This is a genomic window from Anabaena sp. CCY 9402-a (genome assembly GCF_963920945.1).
GTDB classification, from domain to species: domain Bacteria; phylum Cyanobacteriota; class Cyanobacteriia; order Cyanobacteriales; family Nostocaceae; genus Trichormus; species Trichormus minutissimus.
In genome coordinates this window covers 1-23,912 of sequence record NZ_CAWUDL010000064.1, presented here as the reverse complement: position 1 = coordinate 23,912, position 23,912 = coordinate 1, and the positions used below count along the sequence as shown (strand labels likewise).

The following is a 23,912-nucleotide window of genomic DNA, read 5'->3' as shown; positions in this document are numbered from 1 at the left end:
TAGTCATTAGTCATTGGTTCTTTCCCATCTGCCTTGTCTCCCTTTCCCATTGCCACTCCCTTCTTCAATCATTGCTGATCAGCAGAACAATTTTACCCACAATTCCACCCTCTTCAAGTAACTGATGAGCTTGAGCAGCTGCTTCTAAAGGAAACTTGTGACTGACGTGAATTTTTAATTTACCTTGATCAATCCAATCTGCACACTCTGCCAAGATTTCCGCATGATGCTGTTGTGCTTCTACTAAGCCAAGTAACATCGGTGTCAGCATTAACTCGAAACTGACGCGGAGGTTGCGATTTCTGGCACTTCTCCAAACAGTATCGGCCTTGGGTTCAAGAATAGTAACGATATCGCCATAGACTCGCACAGCCGAAAAGGTTTGATGAAAAGTTGCACCGCCAACGGTATCAAAAGCTAAGTCTACACCTTCGCCGTTACTCCAATCTAAGGCAGCTTGGGCAAAATCTGTTTGTTTATACAAAATTACATGATCAGCACCAAGTTCTCTGACGAAATGTGCCTTTTCTTCAGAACTAACAGTAGTGGAGACAGTCGCGCCTTTGAGTTTTGCCAGTTGAATCGCTACATGGCCAACTCCACCAGCACCTGCATGAATTAAAACTTTATCTCCAGGTTCTAATCTTCCCCGTTCATATAAAGCTTCCCAAGCGGTGATTAAAACTAGAGGCGCGGCGGCGGCTTCAGCAAAGGTTAAGGACTCTGGTTTATGGGCTGCAAAGCGTTCATCTATAATAGTGTACTCAGCATAATTACCTTGATGTCCGCCTAAGCCACCGTTACAGAAATAGACTGCATCACCTGGACGAAACCGTTTTACGCCGTCGCCGACTGCTTCCACTACACCTGCACCATCACACCCTAAAATTGCTGGCATTTGATCGGGGTAAAAAGTGCCTCGTTGTCGTAGTTTAGTGTCAATGGGGTTAATTCCAGCTGCTACCAAGCGGACTAATAAGTCTGTACTACCTAATACAGTAGGTTTTGGCACTTCCTGTAATTGCAAAACCTCTGGACTACCTGGTGCTGTGATTAAAACTGCTTTCACGATTTTTCCTCCCAGTTGAAGCTAGATGCACACTCATTATTTGTCAATTTAGCGTAACTAGGAAGGTAAAAGGCGATCGCCGTCAGGAAAAGGCGGGGGGTAGCGGATCGCACTTGTATTATTGACAATGTTGGTGAAATCAAGCTTACCTAGCCAATTCTCAGAAGTTTCTCAGCTAGAACTCATCTTGCCATGAGTAAATGAAGCCGTAACTTAGCAACCAAATTTTCCTTTTATTGAAGAGAATTTTGGCAATTTTTGGATTAACTCTGCACTAACAGAAGATTATTACAAGGAAACCATGAATAATCAGCATCTTGCTGCTTTTTTGAATCATCAAAGCATTGTCACTATGGCCTTTGGTGTATTCTCAGCTTTAACTATGACATCAGCAGCAACAGCCGGCACATTAAAAGTCACTGTTGAGAATTTAGCACCACAACAGGGCGTTGTCGTCACGCCATTATGGGTAGGCTTTCATGACGGTAACTTCGATATTTTTAATTCTGGTGAGGTTGCTTCTAGCAGTCTCGAACGGTTAGCCGAGGATGGGAGTACAGCACCAATAGCCAATCAATTTTTAGCTAGTGGTACTGGACTAATTGAGGGGACAATCTTCGGGCCAGGTATCAGTCCTACCTCACCGCCTGTTATTCCTCCAGGTGCGATCGCTTCGAGAATATTTGAGGTTGATAGTGGTCTGGCTAGCAGTCACTACTTTAGTTATGCTGCCATGATTGTTCCTAGCAATGATGCCTTTATTGCCAATGGTAATCCACTAACTTTCAAAATTTTTGACGATGCAGGCAAATTTATCGGTGCTGATTTTATAGTTTCTGGTAACAATATTTGGGATGCAGGGACGGAAGTCAACGATGAAATTCCTGGTAATACTGCACTTCTCGGACAAACAACACCTAACACTGGGGTGACAGAAAATGGCGTAGTTCGTCTACATCCTGGCTTTATTCCTGGTGGAAATATCTTATCCGCCTTTCCTAACGCAGACTTTACAACTTCAGGCTACCAAGTAGCGCGGATTAAAATTGAACAAGTGCCAGAACCAGGTAATACGGCTGGGTTGTTAATTACTGGCGGTTTGTTATGGATGGGGTATCGTTTTCGTAAGCAATTCAGTTTAGGAATTGAGGAAACAGATAGAGTTAAACGAATGCTCTGATTTTCATCTCATTTTTTCGCTTAAATTCCAATACTGTTCAGTTAAGGGTAGTTTAGCTATACAGAACCCCGCTTTCTTTGAAAAAGTGGGGTTCTAGATTTGTGATAAAAAAACCGTAAAACTATATGAAATTATAGTTTTACGGTTTTTAGTGTGGTGTGAGGAGCTTAACTAAATATCATGATAGAGTAACTGACTAGTGATGACACGCTCGTAACAGTTTTGGTAACAAGATTTTTTTGTAAAGATAATAATAATTTCTTGTAAGCCTCCACTTAGCGCAGCTACGTACTAGCAACATATAAAAGAAACACTACTTCTTCTCTCTTCGCTGTCACTTGTCACCTGTCACCTGTCCCCTGTCACCTGTCCCCTATTCCCTACATGAACCATTTAACTGCTATGCTACCCCCATTTATTGTGTTAGACCAGCTATTACAAAGCTGGTTGTTAGAAGATATTGGTAGAGGCGATCGCACTACAAATAGTCTATTAGCCGCAGATGTCACTCCAGGTAAGGCTAAATGGATAGCAAAAGCACCAGGAATAATTGCTGGTTTACCTGTAGCAGCTAGGGTATTTCAGCTATTGAATGAGAAAGTTAGTTTTGTAGTGGCTGCTGATGAAGGTGCATTCTGTGAACCAGGACAACTAGTAGCGGAAATTCACGGTTCATTGGATGCGTTGCTGATGGGGGAACGGGTAGCGTTGAACTTAGGGATGCGTTTGAGTGGAATTGCTACCTTAACTAATCAATATGTAAAACAAATTGCCGATTTACCTGCACAGTTGGTAGATACCCGCAAAACCACACCCGGATTAAGATTGTTAGAAAAGTACGCAACTGCTGTGGGTGGTGCAATTAATCACCGCATGGGGTTAGACGATGCAGTGATGATTAAAGATAACCATATTGCGGCGGCTGGGGGAATTGCAGCAGCTATAACCCGGATTCGTGCCAAAATTCCCTATCCTTTGACAATAGAAGTAGAAACGGAAAATTTAGCACAGGTGAAAGACGCTTTGGAGCATCAAGCCGACATTATTATGTTAGATAATATGCCCTTAGATATGATGCGGGAAGCAGTGGTGTTAATTCGTCAGCAGGATAGACGGGTAAAAATAGAAGCCTCTGGGAATGTGACTTTAGAAACTATTCGCGCTGTTGCTGAGACAGGTGTTGACTATATTTCCAGTAGTGCGCCGATTACTCAATCGAAGTGGTTAGATTTAAGTATGAAAATGTGATCAATTCATTCTCCAGCAGTAAGATTATCTAATACTTGCTGAAATTCTGTAGTTGTTGGAATTGCGATCGCGCTTTTCAGCAGTGTCTTCAGCAACGATGGATCATTAATTTCATTAATGGCTTCCACAATAGAGTTTGGCACTTCTCCAAATCTCGTTTCTAAAATAGCAATCAAATTCTCTCTACCCATTTGAACAATCCCTTCTTCTTTTGCTAGTCGTTCAATACTGGTTACGTATCGCATTCTCTGTACCTCCTCGTAACTTCTGACTTCCATTTTAAAATCTAATGCCAATTCCCTTGGCAAAACCATCACCCAGTCGATAAACCGAAATAATTCCTGAATATCTTCTCGGCTATATCCCCTGGAAAATAGACTTCTAACTATGCTTAATTTCCACTGTAGCCGACTTTCTGGGTTGCGTTGGGTCGCTTTGGTTTTGAGATGCGCCATCACAATTATCCCAAAGGGGTTGGTGGTTTGTTCTAGGGTTTCCCAAGTTGTTTCAAAGTCTAACAATTTCGCTATGGGGAACTCTAAACTCACACAACATCCACCTAGTTGATAGCTGTAGCTATTAGGTCGCCAATTTGGTTGGTCATCAGCTAAAACCGCCAAGCTAATGACGCGCTTTTTGTGACGGTCAAATAAGCGGTAATTATAGATGTACATCCGTTCTGCGAATTGGCGGTCATATTTTCCTTGAACTTCCACATGAACTAATACCCAAGCTTCTTCACCATTGAGTAACCAAACTTTGGCAACTTTATCGACTAAACGCCGTCCGATTTCTGCATCAGGTTCTAGCTGTTGTAGTTCGGTGTCGAGAAATTCGTAAGGTTGTGTCCAGTCGATTTCTCCGTAAGCTTGGGGGAAAAAGAAGTCCAGAAAGTTAGGGAAATATAACTCAATGACTTCTTTCCAAGGACTATCGTAATCGGTTGTTGATTCTGTCATTGACTAAAACAAAAAGTATCTTTGCGCCATTGGTAAAACTGTGGCGGGTTCACAGGTTAGCAATTCGCCATCGGCTTTGACTTCATAGGTTTCTGGATCTACTTCGATATGAGGTAAAGCATCATTTAACTTCATATCCTGTTTAGTTAATTGACGTGTCCCAGAAACCGCTACGGCTGATTTCTTTAAACCCAACTGGCTAGGAATTCCTCTAGCTAAAGCCGCTTGGGAAACAAAGGTTAAAGATGTGGCGTGTTTCGCGCCTCCAAAACTACCAAACATCGGTCGCATATGTACAGGTTGGGGTGTGGGTATACTGGCGTTTGCATCTCCCATCTGTGACCATGCAATCATCCCGCCTTTAATAACTATCTCTGGCTTCACACCAAAGAATGCTGGTCTCCACAAACATAAATCTGCAAGTTTACCTGCTTCTACCGAACCGACATATTCAGCAATACCATGTGTAATGGCTGGATTAATCGTATATTTGGCAACATATCTTTTAGCCCGCAGATTATCTGCTTCTCCATCACCTGCAAGCCTTCCCCGTTGCACCTTCATTTTGTGGGCTGTTTGCCAAGTGCGAATTATTACTTCACCTACTCTTCCCATTGCTTGAGAATCGGATGCAATCATGCTAAACGCGCCTAAATCATGGAGAATATCTTCGGCGGCGATGGTTTCCCGGCGGATGCGGGACTCGGCAAAGGCGACATCTTCGGCGATGCTGGGGTCGAGGTGATGACATACCATCAACATATCTAGGTGTTCATCTAAGGTGTTGAGGGTATAGGGACGGGTGGGGTTGGTGGAAGATGGGAGGACGTTGGGTTCACCGCAGACTTTGATAATATCTGGTGCGTGTCCACCGCCTGCGCCTTCAGTGTGATAAGTGTGAATGACGCGATGTTTAAAGGCGGCGATGGTATCTTCGACAAATCCGGCTTCGTTGAGGGTGTCGGTGTGAATTGCCACTTGCACATCATATTCATCGGCGACACTGAGACAGGTATCAATGGTAGCGGGGGTTGTTCCCCAGTCTTCATGTAGCTTTAACCCCATTGCACCAGCTAAAACTTGTTCGATTAAGCCTTGGGGTTGGCTGGTGTTTCCCTTACCTAAAAAGCCTAAGTTCATGGGGAAAGCATCAGCCGCTTGTAGCATTCGGTAAATGTTCCAGGGGCCGGGGGTGCAGGTGGTGGCGTTAGTTCCTGTAGCGGGGCCTGTACCACCGCCAATCATGGTAGTGATACCGGAGGCGATCGCAACTTCAATCTGCTGCGGACAGATAAAATGAATATGGCTATCGATACCGCCAGCCGTGAGAATCATTCCTTCCCCGGCTAAGGCTTCTGTACCTGGGCCGATAATAATATCGATATTGTCTTGAATATATGGATTCCCGGCTTTCCCAATTTTAAATATTTTGCCGTCTTTAATGCCGATGTCTGCTTTGACTACTCCCCACCAATCGAGAATCAAAGCATTGGTAATGACTAAATCTACTGCACCATCTGCATTGGAAATAGGGGATTGTCCCATCCCATCGCGGATGACTTTACCGCCGCCAAATTTCACTTCGTCGCCGTAGGTAGTGAAGTCTTGTTCTACTTGTATAAATAATTCTGTATCAGCTAGGCGGATGCGATCGCCTACTGTGGGGCCGTAGGTTTCTGCGTAGGCGCGGCGAGATATTTTGTAAGGCATATTACATTTTTTGGAAGTGGGGTTAGAATTGAGTTTAAACGCAAAGAGGCGCGGAGGGAAGCGCAGAGGGTCGCGGAGTATGGATGAGAATGATTTGAGTGGGATGATTATTGGTTGTGGAATGCGGGTGCATACGGCGTTGGGTCCGGGGTTGTTGGAGTCGGCTTATGAGGAGTGTTTGTGTTATGAGTTGCAGCAGCAAGGATTTAGAGTTGGTAGGCAAATTCCATTACCCCTTGTGTATAAAGAGGTGCAATTAGATTGTGCCTATCGTTTGGATTTGATAGTTGAAAATAAGGTAGTGATTGAAGTCAAATCTGTAGAATCTCTCAAACCCATCCACGCGGTACAACTTCTCACGTACCTGAAACTTACCCAATGTAAACTCGGCCTCCTCCTCAACTTTAACGTCCTCCACCTCAAAGAAGGCATCAAACGAGTAGCCAACAAACTCTAACTTTGCGCACCTCTGCGTAAACCTCCGCGCCCCTACCCTGCGGGAACGCCTAAAGGCGAATGCGTTATAATTTCCCATTCACCTTCCCGTTAAACCCATAAACTTGACGACTCCCAATTAAAGGAACTAAACTCACCTCCTTCTCATCCCCCGGTTCAAACCGCACTGCTGTTCCGGCTGGAATATCTAACCTCATTCCCAATGCTTGTTTTCGATCAAAATTAAGCGCATTATTCACCTCATAAAAATGAAAATGTGAACCAACTTGAATCGGGCGATCGCCTGTATTCCCTACGCACAATTTCACAATTTGACGACCAGCATTAAGTTCAATTTCTCCGGCAGGTGTAATAATTTCCCCTGGTATCATCATAGTATTTGCAATGGTATTACGTGATAGTTAATTTTATCCGAAATCAAGATATCAGCAAAGCTAATTCCTCTAACTCTTCTTTGATAGACTTAGGTTGATACCCCAAAATAAAAGCTTTGGAACTGTCTAAAGATACATCTGCGGGTCTTGGTGCTGCCATTTGCACATCTTGTTGACGACAACCTTTAAGTCCAATTGCCGGAAGTTGGAAAACATCTACCAAAAGCCGCCCAAAATCATAGCGAGAAATCCTTTCTTTGCCGCCTAAATGAATAATACCGTTAACTTTTTCTAAGGCTAATAATAACCCCTGTACCGCAGTTTTAGCACTGGTTGGGGTGCGAAATTCGTCGATGAATAAATTTAGTTCTTGTCTCTGGTTTAAAATTTCAATAAATGGCTGAATAAAACTTTTAGCTGTGGGGGTAGCATTACCAAACATTAATGGCATCCGACACACTGCTGTCATGGGATAGCGTTCTAACATTTGTATTTCTGCTAATACTTTTTGCTCACCGTAAATATTAACAGGACACACCGCATCTGTTTCTTTATAAGGCGCATTTAACCCATCAAAAACTAAGTCAGTTGATGTGAAGACACAGGGAATAGCATAATCTGCACAAAGTCCCGCAATATTACTAGATGCTGTCACATTAATTAAGTGTGATTCTTGGGGATGGATTTGACAAAAGTTTGGTTGCGATCGCGCTGCTGTATGAATGACTGCATCCGGTTGAATTTCCCTAAATGCCTGCTTCAATTCAGCAAAATCTGTTAAGTTTAATTTAATTAAGTTAATCCCAGAAATTGCTATATTATGGTAATAATAAGTTCCATAAATTTGCCAATTTTGTTTAGCTATTTGGCAAAGATGCCATCCCAAAAAACCACTTGCTCCCGTGATTAAAAGTTTTTTCATTGGAAAGTGATGAGTGCTGAGTAATGAGTAATGAGTAATGAGTAATGAGTAATGAGTGGGTGGGCATTGTATTTTTCTCCCCCTGCTCCCCCTGCTCCTCTTACCTACTGCATCAATTCCTGAAATTGCTTATTACTACGCACTTTATCAAAATCTGGGTCAATTTTTGCTAACTGTTGGTACTTATCAGCATCAAGTTGTATAGCTTTTTGCAAATTTGCAGTGGCTAATTCTACATTGCTTTGTAAGGCATAGGTACAAGCTTGATTGTAATAGACTTCTGGTTTATCTGGTTTGATGGCGATCGCTCGCTCATAAGACTTTAAAGCTTCTTGATAGCGTTGCAGCTTTGTTAGGGAAATCCCGCGATTAATCCAGGCGGCGGCTTTTTTTGGTGCGAGGGCGATCGCTTTGTCATATGCTGCTACTGCACCTTGATAATTTTGCAAGGTCATCAACACGTTACCTCGGTTATACCAAGCCTCATCTTTCTCTGGCTGGAGAGCGATCGCTTTGTCGTAGGATGAGAGTGCATCTTTATACTTTTGCAACGATGCTAGGGCGTTACCCCGATTAATCCAAATATCTCCATTTTCTGCTTTGATGGCGATCGCTTGCTCATACATCGCTATAGCATCTTGATAGCGTTGTGCATCTAATAAAATATTTCCTTCAACAAATAATTGTTCTGCCTTTTGGCTATCCTTTGCTTCTGTAAATAGCCGGGAAACATTAATCTTTTTGACTACTTCCTTGGTATTAGTTGTTGATGAGTTTATCCCATCACTACACCCAAATGTGAAGAAAGTAATAAAACCACAGGCAACTAAGCTGCGCCAAAAGACCATACTGTAACCACAGAACTCATAAAACAATGTTAAAACTACCCATCTTTTCTAATCGTATTAACTATCACGAATGATTTTAGATAGTTTTGTATATGTTTTGACACTTTACGTTGCTTTGAAAAATTTGTTAAAAATGTCTAACAAGACTAACATATTTTGTTGAGGAAATCAAATTTTGCTAGCGATGGCGTAACCGCCCAGCGTAGCTGATCGCAGTAGTAATGTTAATTTTCCATGCCCCATAACCCCTATGTTGTATATATGGTGAATTTTTTATGGTCAATCCGTTGGGTAATTGAGACTACTGGGGCAAAATAGAAAACATGACGACTGAATCTAATTCCCCCAAACCACCAACCCCAAAATCTATACCTGAACATGAATCGCAACCAGATGACTTTGATGGTGCTAGAGCAGGTGAAAATCACCTCACGCCAGGAACACTAGCTGCACAACAAGCTTTAGCGGCGATTTCGTCTTTGCAATCTCCGCAAAATACAGCCGCCTTGCAACAAGCCCGTTCTAGTTTCTCAACCACCCCAAAACCTCAATTAAAAGTTAAGCCGAGAGCATTGTTAATAACTGTAGCGGCGATCGCTCTGACTCTCCTCGGCTTTGTCCTCAATAACTGGATTATCGGTATGGTGGGGACGTTGGGGACGTTGCTGTTATCTTTGGTGATACTCTTTCCTTGGTTGCAATATGTAGTCAATTCGTGGTTTTCTGGTCAAGATAAAACCATATTTATTGGCTCGGTAGGGCTAATAGTAGCATTCATTGGTGGTTTAAAGTTTTCCGGATTGGGCGATCGCTTACTGCTGTGGGGACGGCGAATCAATTGGGATGCGTCGGGAACTCTGGCGGAGTGGTTTGGGGCTTTGGGTCAAATTTTGATTGCGATCATTGCTGTTTATGTGGCGTGGCGACAATATGTAATTTCCAAAGACTTGACAATTCAGCAAAACCTGTTGACGGTTCAGCAAAATATTATTACCCAACAACAAACCATTGATTCCTACTTCCAAGGGGTTTCTGACTTGGTGTTAGATGAAGAAGGATTATTAGAAGATTGGCCGCAAGAAAGAGCGATCGCCGAAGGTCGGACGGCGGCAATTTTTAGTAGTGTTGATGGTAGTGGTAAAGCTAAAATTCTGCGTTTTTTGTCCCGTTCTAAGTTACTCACACCCCTAAAACGCGATCGCCGTCTAGGTAGAGCCATTCTCAACGGCGTTGGCGGCTACGCAGAAGACCGCTTAGAGGGTGTACGCGTCATTGATTTAGGTGTGATGCTAGCCGCCGCCGACCTTGCAGGTACAGATTTACGCTGGACTGACCTCAGTGAAGCCAATCTTGTTCGCGCTAGTCTCAGTGGTTGTGATTTAGTTAAAGCCAACTTTTCTCGTACTATCTTATATGATGCCAATCTCAGTGGGGCTGACTTGAATGGGGTGCGCCTATTTTACGGTGCATTGGCACAAGCATCACCCCGTAGTCGCACTGAACCACCAGACTATGAAACAGGAGAATACACTGGTGCGGTGGTTGAAAATGCTGATTTTAGCGATGTTCAAAGAATGCCTGAATCTGTTCGTTATTACTGCTGCGCTTGGGGTGGCGAAAAAACGAGAAGAACGATTCCTGGCGGTTGTGAAGGTATTCCTAATCAGTTAGGAAGATAAGTTGGTAATATTTATTGAGTGAAGTAATGGGTATTTACTCATTACTCATTTAATCACCGTCGGGGCGAGTGAGGATTTCCACGCCATCTTCTGTAACTACTATGGTATGTTCAAACTGGGCGGATAATTTGCGATCGCGTGTTACAGCTGTCCAACCATCATTGAGCATTTCGACTTCATAAGTGCCTTCGTTAATCATTGGCTCAATTGTAAATACCATCCCCGAACGCAAACGCTTGCCTTTGTCCCGTATACCGTAGTGGGGAACATCTGGTGCAGTGTGGAAAATATGACTGATACCATGTCCCACAAAATCACGCACCACAGAAAAACCTTCTCCCTCCGCATACTCTTGAATAGCCGCGCCAATATCACCAATCCGCGCCCCTGGCTTGACTTCCGCAATACCTAAGTAGAGACACTTTTGGGTCACTTCTACCAGATGTTGTACTTTTGGCGCAGCAGTACCAACAATAAAAGTTTTCGATGTGTCACCGTGATAACCATCAACAATTGGTGTCACATCAATGTTAATGATGTCACCTTCTTTGAGAACCTGTTTAGCGTTGGGAATACCATGACAAATGACTTCATTGACGCTGGTACAAATTGACTTCGGAAAACCTTTATAACCTAATGGTGCGCTTTTTGCTCCGTGCGCCTGTGTCCACCGTTCGGCTTCTTCGTTAAGTTCGAGGGTGGTGACTCCTGGTTTTACGAATGGTTCTAGATGTTGCAAAAGTTTAGCCGCCAAGCGTCCCGCCTGCCGCATTTTTTCGATTTCGCGTTGGGATAAAATAACAATTGTCTCAGTTTTCATTTTGGATCTAATTTATTTATCTGTAACAAATATAGTTAAACCAGTCTCTGCGGCTCTTTTGGCTGCATCAGCAACTTTTAGAGTATACAAGCTTTGCTCTAGGGTGACGTACAAAGGTGTGCCATGAAATAAATGATCTAACACCATTGTTGTATCTTTGGCAAATAAACCCCGACGAGTTCCCACCTCTATGGGTGTAGTTTCCCCGGCTTGAATGAAAAATCCTGTTTGCCCATCAAAAATTAAACCACCACTTTCACCATGCACTTCAAATTTTCGTTCATGCTGCCACAAACTTTCACCTTTGCCATAATTCACTTGAGCTAGCAAGCCATTTTCAAAGGACATTTGCGTCATACAGAAGCAGGTTTGGTAATAGTCTGAGTCTGCTGCTGTTTCCCAATATCGTTGATGACAGTTAACAGAGAAGACTGCACCAAACAAATCCGTTAGACGATGTAAGCGAGACAGTGCGCCAATTAACGGAAACCCGAACATTTCGTGATGATATGTCCATTTGTGGGGTGCAGGGTTTTGGGGATTGATTGTGCTGTAGCGCACGTAAAATAAATGACCAACTTTCTCTAGGTTTTGTTTTAAAGCTTGATGCAGTCCGCCTAAAAGTTCGATATGTTCGACGTGGAGTAATCTTTTTTGAGCTTGGGCTAAAGCCACCAATTCCTCAGCTACTGCCAAATCTACAGCTAGGGGATATTCTACCACTACGTGTTTATTTGCCAATAGTGCCGCACGGGCGATCGCACCATGATCACGATTAATTGTGGAGATCACCACTAAATCTATATCATCTCGTTCTACCAAATCTTGCCAAGAAGTTATCGCTTCAGTCTGGTAATCTTTGGCAAAGGTTTGAGTTTTTTCTAATGTATTCCCAGCAACTGCAACTAAATCTGAACGTTCATCTTGCAGTAGAGCCTCTGCCCGTAGTTTTGCTGCATATCCAGTACCGACTAAGCCTACTCGCACTATTGCTGTTCCCAAAGCTGCTTTTGCATTATACCTAAGTGTAGGGAATAGGGGACAGGGGACAGGGGAGCAGGGGGAGCAGGGGAAGCAGGGGGAGCAGAGGGGCAGAATTTATTCATTACGCAACGCTACCGCGCTTCCTGCGGAACACTGCGTGAACGCGTAGCGTATCCGTAGGATTCACTCCGGAGGAGTACAATTTTGAATTTTGAATTTATATGCCTAATACCTAGAATATATAGTTTTTTCTAATGGTAGCGATATTGAATTGCTAAAAGTATAAAAAAAACTTATTGTTATCTACTAACCAAATCTCATTACTAATCGCGAGGGATTTCTTGTTACATACTTTAATTTTTCCCGTAGTATCAGAATTGAAGCAAATTTGAAACAACGGCTAACTCCATCAGGACAGCCGTAAGGATTGCTTTGGGATAAATTAAATACTGCCGTCCGCAAAAAAGAGGATTACTCAAATGGCAACCTTTAAAGTTACACTAGTCAACGGTGACGATACAACCACCATCGATGTACCCGATGATGAATACATTCTAGATGCAGCTGAAGAGCAAGGTCTTGATCTGCCCTTCTCTTGTCGTGCCGGTGCTTGTTCCACCTGTGCTGGTAAATTGGTTTCTGGTTCAGTAGACCAATCCGATCAATCTTTCTTAGATGACGATCAAATCCAAGCTGGATATGTACTCACTTGTGTTGCATATCCTACTTCTGATGTCACCATCGAAACTCATAAAGAAGAAGAACTCTACTAAGAGTTAGATCGCCCAATAATTAAAGGGGTCAGAACATTATTCAGAATAGCCTGCGGTCAGGCTATAGCTATAAAATAACTCCACCCAGAAAAGGATGGAGTTGCTGGTACACAAAAAACCTTTTGTTTACAACTAACTTGACAAAGTGCTAGTTAAAAGTGATGTACCATAAAACAAATGTACTAGCCGATCGCAGCTAATTATTCTGAATCCTGACTCCTTCGTTTCTAGAACTTGATTTCTTCATTGAGCGGTTTAATTTGCGTTCCAGGATAGTAAAATTGCAAAATTTTGTTACTTGACCAACCTAGTTTGGCTAAATTTTGCGCCCCGGTCTGACTCAGTCCCACTCCATGTCCCAAGCCACCACCAATAAAGGCGTATCCCCATAATTCTGTTTTACCTTTATTCAACGGCACTATATAAAACAATGTACTTCTAGGAGCAGCAAAAGCACTACGTACTTCATCCTTATGCAGCGTAAAAGTACCAATATCTGTTTTCACGGCTAGTTCGAGAATCCGTCCGCTTGGACTGCGCTCAGTTATGGCCATGGCCTCAATGTTTTTAAGTTTGGCGTAGGGACTGTTTTTCGCCCGTAAGAATTTCTGTAAGTCTTCAATAATCTTATCTAATGGCGTTTCTTTAGACCAGCGAAACACATTCCATTGACTTTCATTAAATCCCTGTTTGAGGCTAATAAATTGCTGAAAGTTCTTTTCATCGGCGAGACTCTGCTTGGATAAGTCCCATAAATTTGTAGGTGTATCCACAACTGGGCGTAAATAAGGACGATTTTCACCATTCCAAACATCACTAAAGTAAGCTGTCACACCGCCAGTAGTAGAAGAGTAGAGAGCATCCACTAGCTGATTGTTATAAGTTAATACTTTACCTCTAGTAGCTGCGATCGCTTGATCAGTTTTGGTGCTTGTTCCTGTCAGCCCATAATAAACTTGACAGTGCGTATTAGCACATAGCTCATAGTCATCAACAGCAAATCTACGTAAGTTTCTTAAGACGTAAGTCCGAGCCAGAATTGCTTGGGATTCGAGAGATGCTGTTGGTGCAGTTGTACCAATTTCGTGGGGAACAACGCCACGCAAATAAATTTCTAGGGGGACTTGATTGACTAGAGTATATGTACCATAGGCGTTGGGCTGAAAATTAATTTTGCCTGCGTAAACACGCGTTGTATCTAGTTTTTCGCCTTGCTTTACCCGAATCAAGTTTTTAGTTGTACTAATCTCTACGTTTTGGGGGCTGTAGCGTTTGCCGTTCACTATCCAATTGACTCGCGGTATCGTCGGGGAAACCTGAGTATTAATGAATGCCAACTGATTGCCCGTAGATTGTACAGTCTTAAATAACAACCGTCGTAATAAAGGCGTGTTATAAACCTCCCGTTTTGCCCACACTTGCCAACGATCTGGCTGGGCTATTTCTACCTCAATTCCCTGCGATCGCCATTTGTTGGCACTATCTTCCGCCGTTTCGTAAGTGCTGTATGTACCTAAAACTAACACCTCTCCAATGGCTGGACTGGATAACGGTTGCATCACTGTTTCTAGCTGGACAGGATTTGAGGTAATTAGGGTACGTTGTTTGTCCCCTTCTTGAAACCTGAGTTTTAAGCGATCGTCTTTTGTGGGTTCTAGTTGCAGTTTGGCCGCAGGTTCTTGACCAAATCGTTGCACAATCCCAATTCTCAAGTTTAAATCCTTAACTTTGTCTTCAGTACCTGATGCGCCCGTCAATCCCAACAAACTAAAAGTCATCAGCACAGTCAAGGAAAAACGCCAGAATGAATATTTTCTGGCTCTCCGATTCTTAGTTTCGCTGCTAGGCAGCAGTTTTGGTACTTGCTTAGTGGCGTGGTGTTTATGTCGCATGAGCGCTCCCATAATACTCTTATCGGTTTTGCTTGCCGAAAAAGTTGCAAAACGAAGTCATAATGAGTATGATTTATCTATGGATACGAAACAGAATTTAGTGGGGTAATTCCTCATGGTTAGGATACAAGCAATTCCATTAAATCAAATTCACAGGCCATTGCCCCGTAGCAACGATGCCAACAAAGTGCAAACCTTAATGGAATCGATTGCGGCGATCGGACAGCAAGAACCCATTGATGTCCTAGAAGTAGATGGACAATATTATGGCTTTTCTGGTTGTCATCGGTATGAAGCCTGCCAACGTTTGGGTAAAGAAACCATTTTAGCTAGAGTCCGTAAAGCTCCACGTAGTGTTCTGAAGATGCACTTGGCATAGGGACTGAGTGAGGACTAGGGAAGTATGAATATCCTGAACTTAACCTTTGTCCGTTAATCTTTATTTCATACCCCATGCCCCATGCCCCAATACATCATTACTCAATTAGGAGAAAATTCATGTCATCTGAAGCAACAATTAAAAATATAAATATCGGCATTGATGATGCCAACAGAGCCAAGATTGCCGAAGGCTTATCTCGGATGTTAGCCGACACCTACACGCTTTATCTAAAAACTCATAACTTCCATTGGAATGTGAAGGGGCCAATGTTTCAAACATTGCACCTGATGTTTGAGACTCAATATACAGAGTTGGCTTTAGCCGTCGATTTAATTGCTGAGAGAATCAGGGCTTTAGGTTATCCCGCACCCGGAACTTATAGCGAATATGCCAAACTCAGTTCCATTGCTGAAACTTCTGGCGTACCTAAAGCCACTGATATGATTCTTTTATTAGTGGAAGGACAAGAAGCTGTAGTCAGAACTGCGCGATCGATTTTTCCTGTGGTTGACGAAGTGAACGACGAACCCACCGCCGATTTATTAACTCAACGGATGCAAGTCCATGAAAAAACTGCTTGGATGTTGAGAAGTTTGCTGGAAGAATAGCGACTGGAGACTGGGGACTGGGGACTGGGTACAAGGTAAAATTTTTCTATGTTAGTTTTGACGTTTCGTAGTATTCGCGTAGCGTCTGTCTACGACACGCTCCGCGAACGTAGAGAGGACTTTAGTCCTGATTTTTCTAAGGACTAAAGACTTTTGACTTTTGACTTTTGACTTCCGCTTTGCGGTACTAGTCCCCGATCCCCAATTATCATGTTCAATTGCGATCGCACTCCTCAGTTGCAAAACTTAATGCAACAGGTAGGTATTTCTAGTTTTAAAGCCTTAAGTCGTGCTGCGGGTGTTTCCGAACGGCAAATACTGCGGTTACGCCAGGGGAAACTAGAACAGATGCGATTGGATGTACTGCTGAAGTTATGCCAAGTGCTGAAAATACCCTTGAGCGAATTAGTAGCCAGTTTTTTAGTACCGAGTCCCAGTCCCCAATCCCTATCACCCCTTATCCCCAGAGGGGACACCGAGTTCCCCAGTCCCCAATCCCCACTCCCCACTCCCCAAGAAATTGCTAATTTAAAAAAAGAATACGAGCGATCGCAATTACAACTAGAACAGCAGCGAGAAATATTGCTCCAAGAGTTCCAGCAGTCGAGTTTACAACTGCTGGAATCTTTATTATTACAATGGCCTACAGCCGCCCAGAAAGCGCAAGAGAATCCCCAACTAGCCGCAGTCAAAATCTTACCTTTAGTACAAAAACCTTTAGAAAAATTATTACAAGCCTGGGGATTAGAAGCGATCGCACCTGTAGGGGCAGAATTGCCCTATAATCCCCAACTGCATCAATTATTGGCAGGAACTGCACAACCAGGAGAAATAGTCAAAATCCGCTACACTGGCTATCTCCAAGGTGACAAGTTACTTTATCGTGCCAAAGTCAGTCCGATTGAGTAAATATTGGGCATAGGGCATGAGCATTGGGAATTGGGGTAAAATCTCCTTTTTTCCCCTAAACCCCTACACATCAGTTATCGATTAGAAATTTAAGATATTGGGAATACTAAAAGATAGTAGTGTATCTAACTTCTAGTACCAGCAGTTGTTAACCTGATCAATGGGGATTTATGTATAAAAAAGTATGCAAGACAAACAAGTCCTTTACTGAATCGCTAGAACTCACTAGCGATCATCACAATGTACGCCATAAGAAGGATCTATCTCTAGTCTTTTGACTTCGGATCAATTTTGAGTTTTGATAATTTCAAGGGATTCAGAAAATTTATGAATTTTTAGCTGAGGTTTTAAAAGTTTTGTCGAGATATCATCATTTTGGCACAAGAGATACAAAATTTGGTGATGAAACTAAGTTATGTTCATATCTCTTACTTACTTATACAAATGGGACAAAAGGAGACTACATATGCCAAGTATGGAAATACATAATAAATCTAAATTTCTTAATTACCAATTGCTAACTAAAATATCCTTGATTCGAGTAATAGTTTGAGGTTGGTATATGATAATGTTCCTGAAAATACAATTTATGTATTATAATTTGGGCTTTAAATTAGTTTCTATTATCAGAGATTACTTATGAGTTAATTTACTACTTTTGGGTTGCTAATTTATTCTCAATGAATGTAGCTAATTGCTATATAATGGTTGCGAAATTATGACATTTCTGACGTGTAATTTGGTTGAAAATACAATGAATCAAGACGTAAAAGTTATTAAACTCTCTGGAATTATCAATACAGCTAACTCCTTAGAGTTAAGAGAAAACATCACTAATCTTCTAGACAGTGGAGTAGGAATTATTTTAATTGATTGTCAAGAAGTAACTTTTATGGATAGTTCGGCTTTGGGGTCTTTGGTATTAGCTTTTAAAACCCTGAGAGCAGCAGGGACAAAGCTATTTCTTTGCTCGATTAATGAGCAAGTAAGAATATTATTTGAACTGACTGGCATGGATAAAGTCTTTGAAATTTTCAAGAGTCAAGATGAATTTAATCAAACTATCCTATCTAGAAACTAGTCAAACTTGACTTGCAGAATTGATAAATCATCTTCAAAAATTTCTTTGCAGTTCAGAGCAGTGAGGTAGTTCAAGACATGATCAAGTTGATAATCAGCAGTACGATGGACACTAGTAAGAATCTGCACGAAAGCATCTAGATTCCAGAGTGTGCCATCTGGTTTAGTGATTTCGTAAGCACCATCACTAAAAATATAAAGACTACTGAATTGTTTTACATTACAGGAAGCATCAATATATTGTGCTTCTGGAAACATCCCAACTGGCATACCAGGAGTTCTCAAAAGTTGAACTTCATTGCTAGTTGGAGATGTTCCAGATATCAAAATTGCGGGTGGATGTCCAGCACTGGCATAAGTTAATTTTCGTGTGACTCGGTTATAAACTCCATACCAAATAGTAAAATATTTGTCATTTTGATAATTCATCTGAAAGGTTTCATTTAAACCTTTGAGGACATCACTGGGTTGATAGTAATTGAGGCTTTTGAGAGCGCGAGAACGCAAAATATTCAGCACGGAAATTGAAGGGAGAGTGGCTTTGAGTCCATGTCCAGCCGTGTCTAGTAGATAAATGGCGATCGCATCATTATCTAACCAGTAATAATCAAAACAATCACCCCCAAGTTGTCGAGACGGGATAAATCGAGAATTAATGGTAAAGGGTGCAGTCATCGGTTCAGGTAGAAGCGATCGCACATATTCGGCAGCTTCCGTTAGCTGTTCTTCTAAAAGCAACTTTTGAGTTTGTAAATCTCGACTCAACTGATGCAGTCTTAATCCCGCTCTCACCCTGGCTTGCAGTTCATTTTGTTCAATCGGTTTGGTGATAAAATCATCAGCACCAGCATCCAAACCTTTGACGCGATCGGACACAGAATCTAAAGATGTTAATACAATAAAGAAGGTAGTAGATAGATTAGGGTCAGTCTTAATCCGATTACAAACTTCTAACCCATTTAAGCCAGGCATGATCCAATCACAAATAATTAATGCTGGACGGTAAGCCAGTGCTTGAGTAATTCCTTCTTCACCATTATTAACAGCAACTACCTCATAACCCTGTTTTTGTAAAATTCGTTTGAGCAGTATTTGGATTGATTGATCATCATCAATGACAAGTATTTTAAACATCGGTGATTTTGGACAAGGTTAATTAATAGTTAGTTATTACCAATAAGAATAAAAATATTATCAAAATTAATAGTTGAGTATTATCACTAAAAATATAATGCTCAACTATCTCCAATTATCCATCTCTTAGAGAGAATTTGCCTTTTTTTAACTAAGTCAATAGTTATTGGGCATTGGGTATTGGATTTTTCTCACCTGTCCCCTGTTCCCTGTCCCCTGTCACCTGTCGCCTACGGAGGAGACAGAGGATTCAACCACAAGAGTAGGGAGCGTTTTAGCTGATTTAGGTCACGATATACTTCTTGTCTAAACCACTGTCCCAAAGCATCTAAAGGAGTAAAAGATGCTCCAGTTTGCCATTTGATATCTTGGCCTAGAGGTGTGGTGTGCGTTCCTGGTAAAATTTGCGCTGTCACCATCTCAGGAAAGCGCGCTTGTAAAATTTTGGTTAAAGCGGCTGATTGATCGAGGTTATCGTTATTAAATTTGATCAGTAAGTTACGGCGGATGTTATAACTTTCCTGGACGATTTTGTTAGTTTCCAATGGTGAGGGAGTAAATTCAATTGTGAAAGCCGAATTAAACTGTTCCACTAGGGGAATAGCATCTTTGGCAGCGTAGTTATTGAAAGATATTAAAATATTGCCTGCGCGTTCTACGGGAAATACACTACCAATGAGCAAGTGGAGTTTGCAACCCATACTATGTCCAAGTCCATAGGTGGGAAGGTATAGTTTGCGTAGCTTGCCAGAATCGTGTAATCGTTCTATCGTGCGATCAAAATTCAGCAGCACAGATTGCGCGATCGCAATATGATCTAACGTATTGACAAAAGGCGTAGCAATAATCACATATCCTTTAGCTGCTATTTGTTCTAATAGCCATCGGTAAGTCAAGTGAGGTGCAGTAGCCACAAATGCACCTCCTAAGAAATGAATGATACCAATCGGGTTTGGGGGAATCAGTACCCAATTACCTCTAATTTCTTTCCAATCCATGCAGGCGATCGCTTTATTCACACTTCTTTATGTTAAAGGGTAGTGGGGGTATTGGGCATAGGGCATAGTGATAAAATCTCACCTGTCCCCTGTCACCTATCACCTGTCACCCGTCACCTATCACCTGTCACCTATCCTGAGATTGACTCTGTAAGCTTTTCATTTCATGTTGTACATCTAAAGCAATCTGCAATGCTTCATTAAGTAACCGTCCATGTTCAGTAGCTTGTTCTGTAACTTGCATGGCGGTTAAAGTTGCTAAATTATTGGCAAATAACTCTGTATTACCAAGAATAAAATTTTTATTTTCCCTCAAAACTCTTTCTGTCTTTAAAGCCCTGACTAAATCATCTCTTGTTAGTTTTAATGCTGCAATTACTTTTGCTCTTTCTTTGATATTCACCTCTGGATTACCAGCATCTTCTATTTGATCATTAATGTCTATGGCTTTAATCACAGCATTATATCTATCAACATCATTTAAAAGAATTTGCAGAGAATGGCTCATATTCTCCTTGAGAATTTTGAGTCTTTTTCGCCACCAGTAGTAAAAACCACATTGGGTAATTCCACCACCCCAAAAACATAGTATTATTAATAACATCCAAGACGGGATTGTGATCCAGTTAGCAAATATCTTAATCAAAATATCCAGGATCAGATAGCTAAATACAAATATAGCAAAGCTCAAGAAAAGTACCGTAGCCCCTTCAGAACCTTTAAGTTTATGGACAATTGTCTTACCTATCTCTTTTAAAGGATTAATGATGATGACTAGTTCATCCTTAACAGGTAAATTAGTCAACTTTTGCAGTTCCTTTTGACTAATCTCTAAGCCCTGTAAATCATTACGCACAGTTTTCCCCATTTTCACCATTATAGTGATTATTTAATACAATATAACAATCAAATTTATATATGGCTAATCATGCAGGCATTTTGTCTATTTTTTTAACTTTAATTAATCTTCACATACAAAACCGTGGATGCTGTGTTATCTGATACTTTAAAATAAATAATATAGCTGCTAATTCGCAATAATAATTACTGAATAAACATATTTAATAGTAATCTTTAATTAAAATTTTTAACCTGTATTTAATCTACGCAGAAAGAATAAATATAGTTTTACTATGAGCTATTGCCACATTAAAAAAGCCTGAATTGCTAATTAATAATTGAGTGTTTGCGACTGTGATCAACTATCTAAAGGATGAAAGTGAGGCATAAAAATTTAGCCTTTAGCTAGTTGTGCATTCCAAGTTATCAGGGAAGAATTAGAGATAACAGAGCTTTATCTCTGTTATCTAAAACACAGTTGTTATTTCATATCAGGATCAATGAATTTAGGTTGTCAAATATTTATTTACCACCAAAATCTATATTTTCGAGCGATGTCTGTTCAGATAAAAACATAATTTCAATCACATCCTAATCATCAGACAAATATTTTTTAGATTTAGTTACGCATTTGAACATTGGCGAAAATCTAATAGACCGATTGAAAAAAAATAATTTTTCCTGGAGGATATGTTCGTGAATAATTTCTTTCGCTGGTCATCAGCAAGTGCCAATTTGCTAGCTTTAGGAGTAGCGGCGGCTACAATTTCTCCTGTGATGATTTCTCAGGTGGCTTTAGCTCAAAATACAGTTCCTGCTACAACTACAGCCACTAGTTTTGGTGATGTGAGTGCAGATTATTGGGCGAGTCCATTTATTCAAACCCTGGCTCAAAGAAATATTATTGCTGGTTTTCCCGATGGCACATTTAAGCCAAACCAATCAGTGAGTCGGGCAGAATTTGCCACAATGATCCAGAGGGCTTTTAACCAACAACCTGTCAGACAATTAGGTGCAGACGGATTTACAGATGTACCGGCGAACTACTGGGCAAATGCTGCCATTAGAGAAGCATACGAAACTGGATTTATGGCAGGCTATCCGGGAGATGTATTTTTACCCAATCAACAGATTCCCAAAGTGCAGGCGATCGCAGCTTTAGCTAATGGTTTAGGCTTAGAATCTAGCAACTCGGCATCAAATGTAGTGAATACTTACTATACAGATGCTTCAGCGATTCCCGATTATGCTGTAAATGCTGTGGCGGCGGCAACACAAGCCAATATGGTTGTGAGTTATCCCAATGTCACACAACTCAATCCCCAACAGTCGTTGACTCGTGCAGAAGCCGCAGCACTGTTATATCAAGCGTTAGTCAAACAAGGACAGGTGCAACCTATTGCTAGCAACGTTGCAGCCACTAACTATATAGTAGGTCAAGCAACTGGCAATACTCAAACTGGCAATGACATTGTTTCTATAGCTGCTGCTAGTAATTCTTTTAGTACCTTAACTTCTTTGCTGAAGGCAGCAGGTTTAGCTGATACCTTACAACAACCAGGCCCTTATACAGTTTTTGCACCGACTAACGAAGCTTTTGCTGCTTTGCCGGCTGGTACTTTACAACAATTACAGCAACCTGAAAACAGAGAATTACTGGTTAAGATATTGACATATCATGTAGTTCCTGGTCAGTTAACAGCTAATCAACTCTCATCTGGGGAATTAAAAACTGTTGAAAATTCGCCCGTAAATATTCAAGTTGATAGTGCCAACAATCAGATTGCAGTCAACGAAGCTAGAGTGATTCAACCAAATATCCAAGCTAGTAACGGGGTGATATATGCCATTAACCAAGTTCTGATTCCACCTAACCTTACCAGTCAACAACCGCAAACACCTGCACCTACTAACGGTGTAACACCAGGGAGAGCTACCCGTGGCGGCTCTAGTTATGTAGGAGTAGCTGGTAACATTGGCTTGGGTGGTGATACCGCTCTGAGTGAAAGTAACTTTGCAGTGATCAGCAAAATTGGTCTTACCCGGACTTTATCAGTGCGTCCATCAGCAGTATTTGGGAACGATACAGTATTTCTCGTACCTGTAACTTATGATTTTACCCCCCGTGAAGTAGAACCTGGCGTTGTGCAACAGTTTTCTGTATCGCCTTATGTTGGTGCTGGTGTAGCGATTGAAGCTAGTGGCGATGCTGATATTGGTTTGCTGCTAACTGGTGGTGTTGACGTTCCTTTGGGGAATCGCTTTACACTAACGGGTGCTGTTAATGCCGCTTTTGTTGATGAAACTGATGTTGGCTTGTTATTAGGAGTGGGTTACAATTTCTAATTCGTAATTGCCTGTATTGATTTTTGAATTAGGGAGTAGGGAAGAATTATTTTTGAGTAGGAGCGGGTTTAAAAATAGCATCAATTATTAATTAACGCCGTGTGCAACTCTCTTTAAAACCTAACCCCCAACCCCTTCCCTACCTTCTCTACGTTCCCTGCGGGACGCTAACGCGTTAACGCAGTGTTCCGAAGGAAACGCGGAGCGTGTCGTAGACAAGGAATGGGAGAAAGAATCAAAGCCTCTCTCCTTGCAGGCTACAGTGTACACACAAGTTGCTGCATCGACATTGCTAATGTATCGCCTGACATTGTTAATGTATCACTTGACATTGCTAATGTATCATTTGACATTGTTAATGTATCACTTGACATTGTTAATGTATCGACTAACTATCTTGTGTGTACACAGTAGCTCCTTGCAGGGGAGAGGTACTCTGCGCTCTGCGGGTTCGCGGTAGCGTCTGTCTACGACACGCTACGCGAACGTAAGAGAAGCAAGCTATAAAGAGGGGTTTCAAGAATAAGTCGGGCTTGCTGAAAAAGTCATTCCAAGGCAAGAGAAAAATTGACTCCGTAGTCAGGCAGTCAAAAAGATAAGTTTTTGTTGTCTAAAATTCACCGGATGATCAGGGTTGCTAATAAAAGAATAGGACTTACGCATTGACAAAAAACATCATCTATAGAACCTAGGGATGCTAG

At 41.6% G+C, this 23,912-nt stretch carries 22 protein-coding genes; 10 read left to right on the top strand and 12 right to left on the bottom strand.

Translation table 11 applies throughout. The features are described 5' to 3' along the window. Positions 1-64: 64 nt before the first annotated feature. Complete coding sequence (locus ACM0OR_RS20890) at positions 65-1,069, bottom strand: zinc-dependent alcohol dehydrogenase family protein (protein WP_414578503.1); 1,005 nt, start codon at positions 1,067-1,069, stop codon at positions 65-67. 301 nt (positions 1,070-1,370) lie between these two features. Here ACM0OR_RS20890 and ACM0OR_RS20885 point away from each other — a divergent pair, with 301 nt between their 5' ends. Further along, the gene (locus ACM0OR_RS20885) at positions 1,371-2,249 is read left to right on the top strand and encodes a spondin domain-containing protein (protein WP_414578501.1); all 879 of its coding nucleotides are present in this window, start codon (positions 1,371-1,373) and stop codon (positions 2,247-2,249) included. Between the two features lie 384 nt (positions 2,250-2,633). Further along, positions 2,634-3,497 (top strand): carboxylating nicotinate-nucleotide diphosphorylase, encoded by an 864-nt coding sequence (gene nadC / locus ACM0OR_RS20880; protein WP_414578500.1) that lies wholly within the window; start codon positions 2,634-2,636, stop codon positions 3,495-3,497. Positions 3,498-3,502: 5 nt separating this feature from the next. Here the strand turns inward: nadC and ACM0OR_RS20875 are convergent, their stop codons facing one another. Continuing rightward, positions 3,503-4,456: a transposase gene (locus ACM0OR_RS20875; RefSeq protein WP_414578498.1), complete on the bottom strand. Its 954-nt coding sequence runs from the start codon at positions 4,454-4,456 to the stop codon at positions 3,503-3,505. A 3-nt stretch (positions 4,457-4,459) separates the two neighbouring features. Beyond that, positions 4,460-6,166 (bottom strand): urease subunit alpha, encoded by a 1,707-nt coding sequence (gene ureC / locus ACM0OR_RS20870; protein WP_414578496.1) that lies wholly within the window; start codon positions 6,164-6,166, stop codon positions 4,460-4,462. A 79-nt stretch (positions 6,167-6,245) separates the two neighbouring features. On the opposite strand from ureC, the gene ACM0OR_RS20865 reads away from it, so the two are divergent. Beyond that, the gene (locus ACM0OR_RS20865) at positions 6,246-6,623 is read left to right on the top strand and encodes a GxxExxY protein (RefSeq protein WP_414578495.1); all 378 of its coding nucleotides are present in this window, start codon (positions 6,246-6,248) and stop codon (positions 6,621-6,623) included. Positions 6,624-6,687: 64 nt separating this feature from the next. Here the strand turns inward: ACM0OR_RS20865 and ACM0OR_RS20860 are convergent, their stop codons facing one another. The 3 genes from ACM0OR_RS20860 to ACM0OR_RS20850 form a co-directional block, all read right to left on the bottom strand. Next, on the bottom strand, positions 6,688-6,993 hold the full coding sequence (locus tag ACM0OR_RS20860) for an urease subunit beta (RefSeq protein WP_323265832.1): 306 nt from the start codon (positions 6,991-6,993) through the stop codon (positions 6,688-6,690). Positions 6,994-7,039: 46 nt separating this feature from the next. Further along, a complete protein-coding gene (locus ACM0OR_RS20855) occupies positions 7,040-7,918 on the bottom strand; it encodes an SDR family oxidoreductase (RefSeq protein WP_414578493.1) in 879 nt (292 codons plus the stop codon). A 104-nt stretch (positions 7,919-8,022) separates the two neighbouring features. Then, positions 8,023-8,766 (bottom strand): tetratricopeptide repeat protein, encoded by a 744-nt coding sequence (locus tag ACM0OR_RS20850; RefSeq protein WP_414578491.1) that lies wholly within the window; start codon positions 8,764-8,766, stop codon positions 8,023-8,025. Between the two features lie 323 nt (positions 8,767-9,089). Here ACM0OR_RS20850 and ACM0OR_RS20845 point away from each other — a divergent pair, with 323 nt between their 5' ends. After that, positions 9,090-10,445 (top strand): pentapeptide repeat-containing protein, encoded by a 1,356-nt coding sequence (locus tag ACM0OR_RS20845; protein WP_414578490.1) that lies wholly within the window; start codon positions 9,090-9,092, stop codon positions 10,443-10,445. 49 nt (positions 10,446-10,494) lie between these two features. Here ACM0OR_RS20845 and map read toward each other — a convergent pair whose 3' ends face one another. Both map and ACM0OR_RS20835 read right to left on the bottom strand, forming a co-directional pair. Further along, positions 10,495-11,265 (bottom strand): type I methionyl aminopeptidase, encoded by a 771-nt coding sequence (gene map, locus ACM0OR_RS20840; RefSeq protein ID WP_414578489.1) that lies wholly within the window; start codon positions 11,263-11,265, stop codon positions 10,495-10,497. A gap of 12 nt (positions 11,266-11,277) precedes the next feature. Beyond that, positions 11,278-12,267 carry a Gfo/Idh/MocA family protein gene (locus tag ACM0OR_RS20835; protein ID WP_190707186.1) on the bottom strand — a complete coding sequence of 330 codons (990 nt, stop codon included), beginning with the start codon at positions 12,265-12,267 and terminating at the stop codon, positions 11,278-11,280. A 461-nt stretch (positions 12,268-12,728) separates the two neighbouring features. Here ACM0OR_RS20835 and ACM0OR_RS20830 point away from each other — a divergent pair, with 461 nt between their 5' ends. Then, positions 12,729-13,022, top strand: a complete 294-nt coding sequence (locus ACM0OR_RS20830) for a ferredoxin (RefSeq protein WP_190707183.1) — start codon at positions 12,729-12,731, stop codon at positions 13,020-13,022. Positions 13,023-13,249: 227 nt separating this feature from the next. Here the strand turns inward: ACM0OR_RS20830 and ACM0OR_RS20825 are convergent, their stop codons facing one another. Continuing rightward, a complete protein-coding gene (locus ACM0OR_RS20825; protein WP_414578488.1) occupies positions 13,250-14,914 on the bottom strand; it encodes a SpoIID/LytB domain-containing protein in 1,665 nt (554 codons plus the stop codon). Between the two features lie 115 nt (positions 14,915-15,029). Here ACM0OR_RS20825 and ACM0OR_RS20820 point away from each other — a divergent pair, with 115 nt between their 5' ends. From ACM0OR_RS20820 to ACM0OR_RS20805, 4 genes are all read left to right on the top strand, one after another. After that, positions 15,030-15,293 (top strand): sulfiredoxin, encoded by a 264-nt coding sequence (locus tag ACM0OR_RS20820; protein WP_323265818.1) that lies wholly within the window; start codon positions 15,030-15,032, stop codon positions 15,291-15,293. Between the two features lie 119 nt (positions 15,294-15,412). Then, positions 15,413-15,904, top strand: a complete 492-nt coding sequence (locus ACM0OR_RS20815; protein WP_190707175.1) for a Dps family protein — start codon at positions 15,413-15,415, stop codon at positions 15,902-15,904. A 210-nt stretch (positions 15,905-16,114) separates the two neighbouring features. Then, entirely contained in the window at positions 16,115-16,813 is a 699-nt protein-coding gene (gene grpE / locus ACM0OR_RS20810; RefSeq protein WP_414578485.1) for a nucleotide exchange factor GrpE, read from the top strand. A 754-nt stretch (positions 16,814-17,567) separates the two neighbouring features. Then, a complete protein-coding gene (locus ACM0OR_RS20805) occupies positions 17,568-17,894 on the top strand; it encodes an STAS domain-containing protein (protein ID WP_190707170.1) in 327 nt (108 codons plus the stop codon). Here ACM0OR_RS20805 and ACM0OR_RS20800 read toward each other — a convergent pair. The 3 genes from ACM0OR_RS20800 to ACM0OR_RS20790 form a co-directional block, all read right to left on the bottom strand. Beyond that, positions 17,891-19,027: a PP2C family protein-serine/threonine phosphatase gene (locus tag ACM0OR_RS20800; protein WP_414578483.1), complete on the bottom strand. Its 1,137-nt coding sequence runs from the start codon at positions 19,025-19,027 to the stop codon at positions 17,891-17,893. The two genes, ACM0OR_RS20805 and ACM0OR_RS20800, sit on opposite strands and share 4 nt — an antisense overlap. Positions 19,028-19,257: 230 nt before the next feature. Further along, a complete protein-coding gene (locus tag ACM0OR_RS20795; protein WP_323265821.1) occupies positions 19,258-20,025 on the bottom strand; it encodes a DUF1350 family protein in 768 nt (255 codons plus the stop codon). 127 nt (positions 20,026-20,152) lie between these two features. Further along, complete coding sequence (locus ACM0OR_RS20790; protein ID WP_414578482.1) at positions 20,153-20,893, bottom strand: hypothetical protein; 741 nt, start codon at positions 20,891-20,893, stop codon at positions 20,153-20,155. Positions 20,894-21,561: 668 nt separating this feature from the next. On the opposite strand from ACM0OR_RS20790, the gene ACM0OR_RS20785 reads away from it, so the two are divergent. Further along, positions 21,562-23,211, top strand: coding sequence for a fasciclin domain-containing protein (locus tag ACM0OR_RS20785; protein ID WP_414578480.1), 1,650 nt, complete (start codon positions 21,562-21,564; stop codon positions 23,209-23,211). Positions 23,212-23,912: the final 701 nt, after the last annotated feature.

Excerpts from the sequence above, each read along its gene's own strand:
- ACM0OR_RS20885 (WP_414578501.1), top strand. The coding sequence starts at position 1,371 with ATGAATAATCAGCATCTTGCTGCTTTTTTGAATCATCAAAGCATTGTC.
- nadC (WP_414578500.1), top strand. The coding sequence starts at position 2,634 with ATGAACCATTTAACTGCTATGCTACCCCCATTTATTGTGTTAGACCAG.
- ACM0OR_RS20875 (WP_414578498.1), bottom strand. The coding sequence starts at position 4,456 with ATGACAGAATCAACAACCGATTACGATAGTCCTTGGAAAGAAGTCATT.
- ureC (WP_414578496.1), bottom strand. The coding sequence starts at position 6,166 with ATGCCTTACAAAATATCTCGCCGCGCCTACGCAGAAACCTACGGCCCC.
- ACM0OR_RS20865 (WP_414578495.1), top strand. The coding sequence starts at position 6,246 with ATGGATGAGAATGATTTGAGTGGGATGATTATTGGTTGTGGAATGCGG.
- ACM0OR_RS20860 (WP_323265832.1), bottom strand. The coding sequence starts at position 6,993 with ATGATACCAGGGGAAATTATTACACCTGCCGGAGAAATTGAACTTAAT.
- ACM0OR_RS20855 (WP_414578493.1), bottom strand. The coding sequence starts at position 7,918 with ATGAAAAAACTTTTAATCACGGGAGCAAGTGGTTTTTTGGGATGGCAT.
- ACM0OR_RS20850 (WP_414578491.1), bottom strand. The coding sequence starts at position 8,766 with ATGGTCTTTTGGCGCAGCTTAGTTGCCTGTGGTTTTATTACTTTCTTC.
- ACM0OR_RS20845 (WP_414578490.1), top strand. The coding sequence starts at position 9,090 with ATGACGACTGAATCTAATTCCCCCAAACCACCAACCCCAAAATCTATA.
- map (WP_414578489.1), bottom strand. The coding sequence starts at position 11,265 with ATGAAAACTGAGACAATTGTTATTTTATCCCAACGCGAAATCGAAAAA.
- ACM0OR_RS20830 (WP_190707183.1), top strand. The coding sequence starts at position 12,729 with ATGGCAACCTTTAAAGTTACACTAGTCAACGGTGACGATACAACCACC.
- ACM0OR_RS20825 (WP_414578488.1), bottom strand. The coding sequence starts at position 14,914 with ATGCGACATAAACACCACGCCACTAAGCAAGTACCAAAACTGCTGCCT.
- ACM0OR_RS20820 (WP_323265818.1), top strand. The coding sequence starts at position 15,030 with ATGGTTAGGATACAAGCAATTCCATTAAATCAAATTCACAGGCCATTG.
- ACM0OR_RS20815 (WP_190707175.1), top strand. The coding sequence starts at position 15,413 with ATGTCATCTGAAGCAACAATTAAAAATATAAATATCGGCATTGATGAT.
- grpE (WP_414578485.1), top strand. The coding sequence starts at position 16,115 with ATGTTCAATTGCGATCGCACTCCTCAGTTGCAAAACTTAATGCAACAG.
- ACM0OR_RS20805 (WP_190707170.1), top strand. The coding sequence starts at position 17,568 with ATGAATCAAGACGTAAAAGTTATTAAACTCTCTGGAATTATCAATACA.
- ACM0OR_RS20800 (WP_414578483.1), bottom strand. The coding sequence starts at position 19,027 with ATGTTTAAAATACTTGTCATTGATGATGATCAATCAATCCAAATACTG.
- ACM0OR_RS20795 (WP_323265821.1), bottom strand. The coding sequence starts at position 20,025 with ATGGATTGGAAAGAAATTAGAGGTAATTGGGTACTGATTCCCCCAAAC.
- ACM0OR_RS20790 (WP_414578482.1), bottom strand. The coding sequence starts at position 20,893 with ATGGGGAAAACTGTGCGTAATGATTTACAGGGCTTAGAGATTAGTCAA.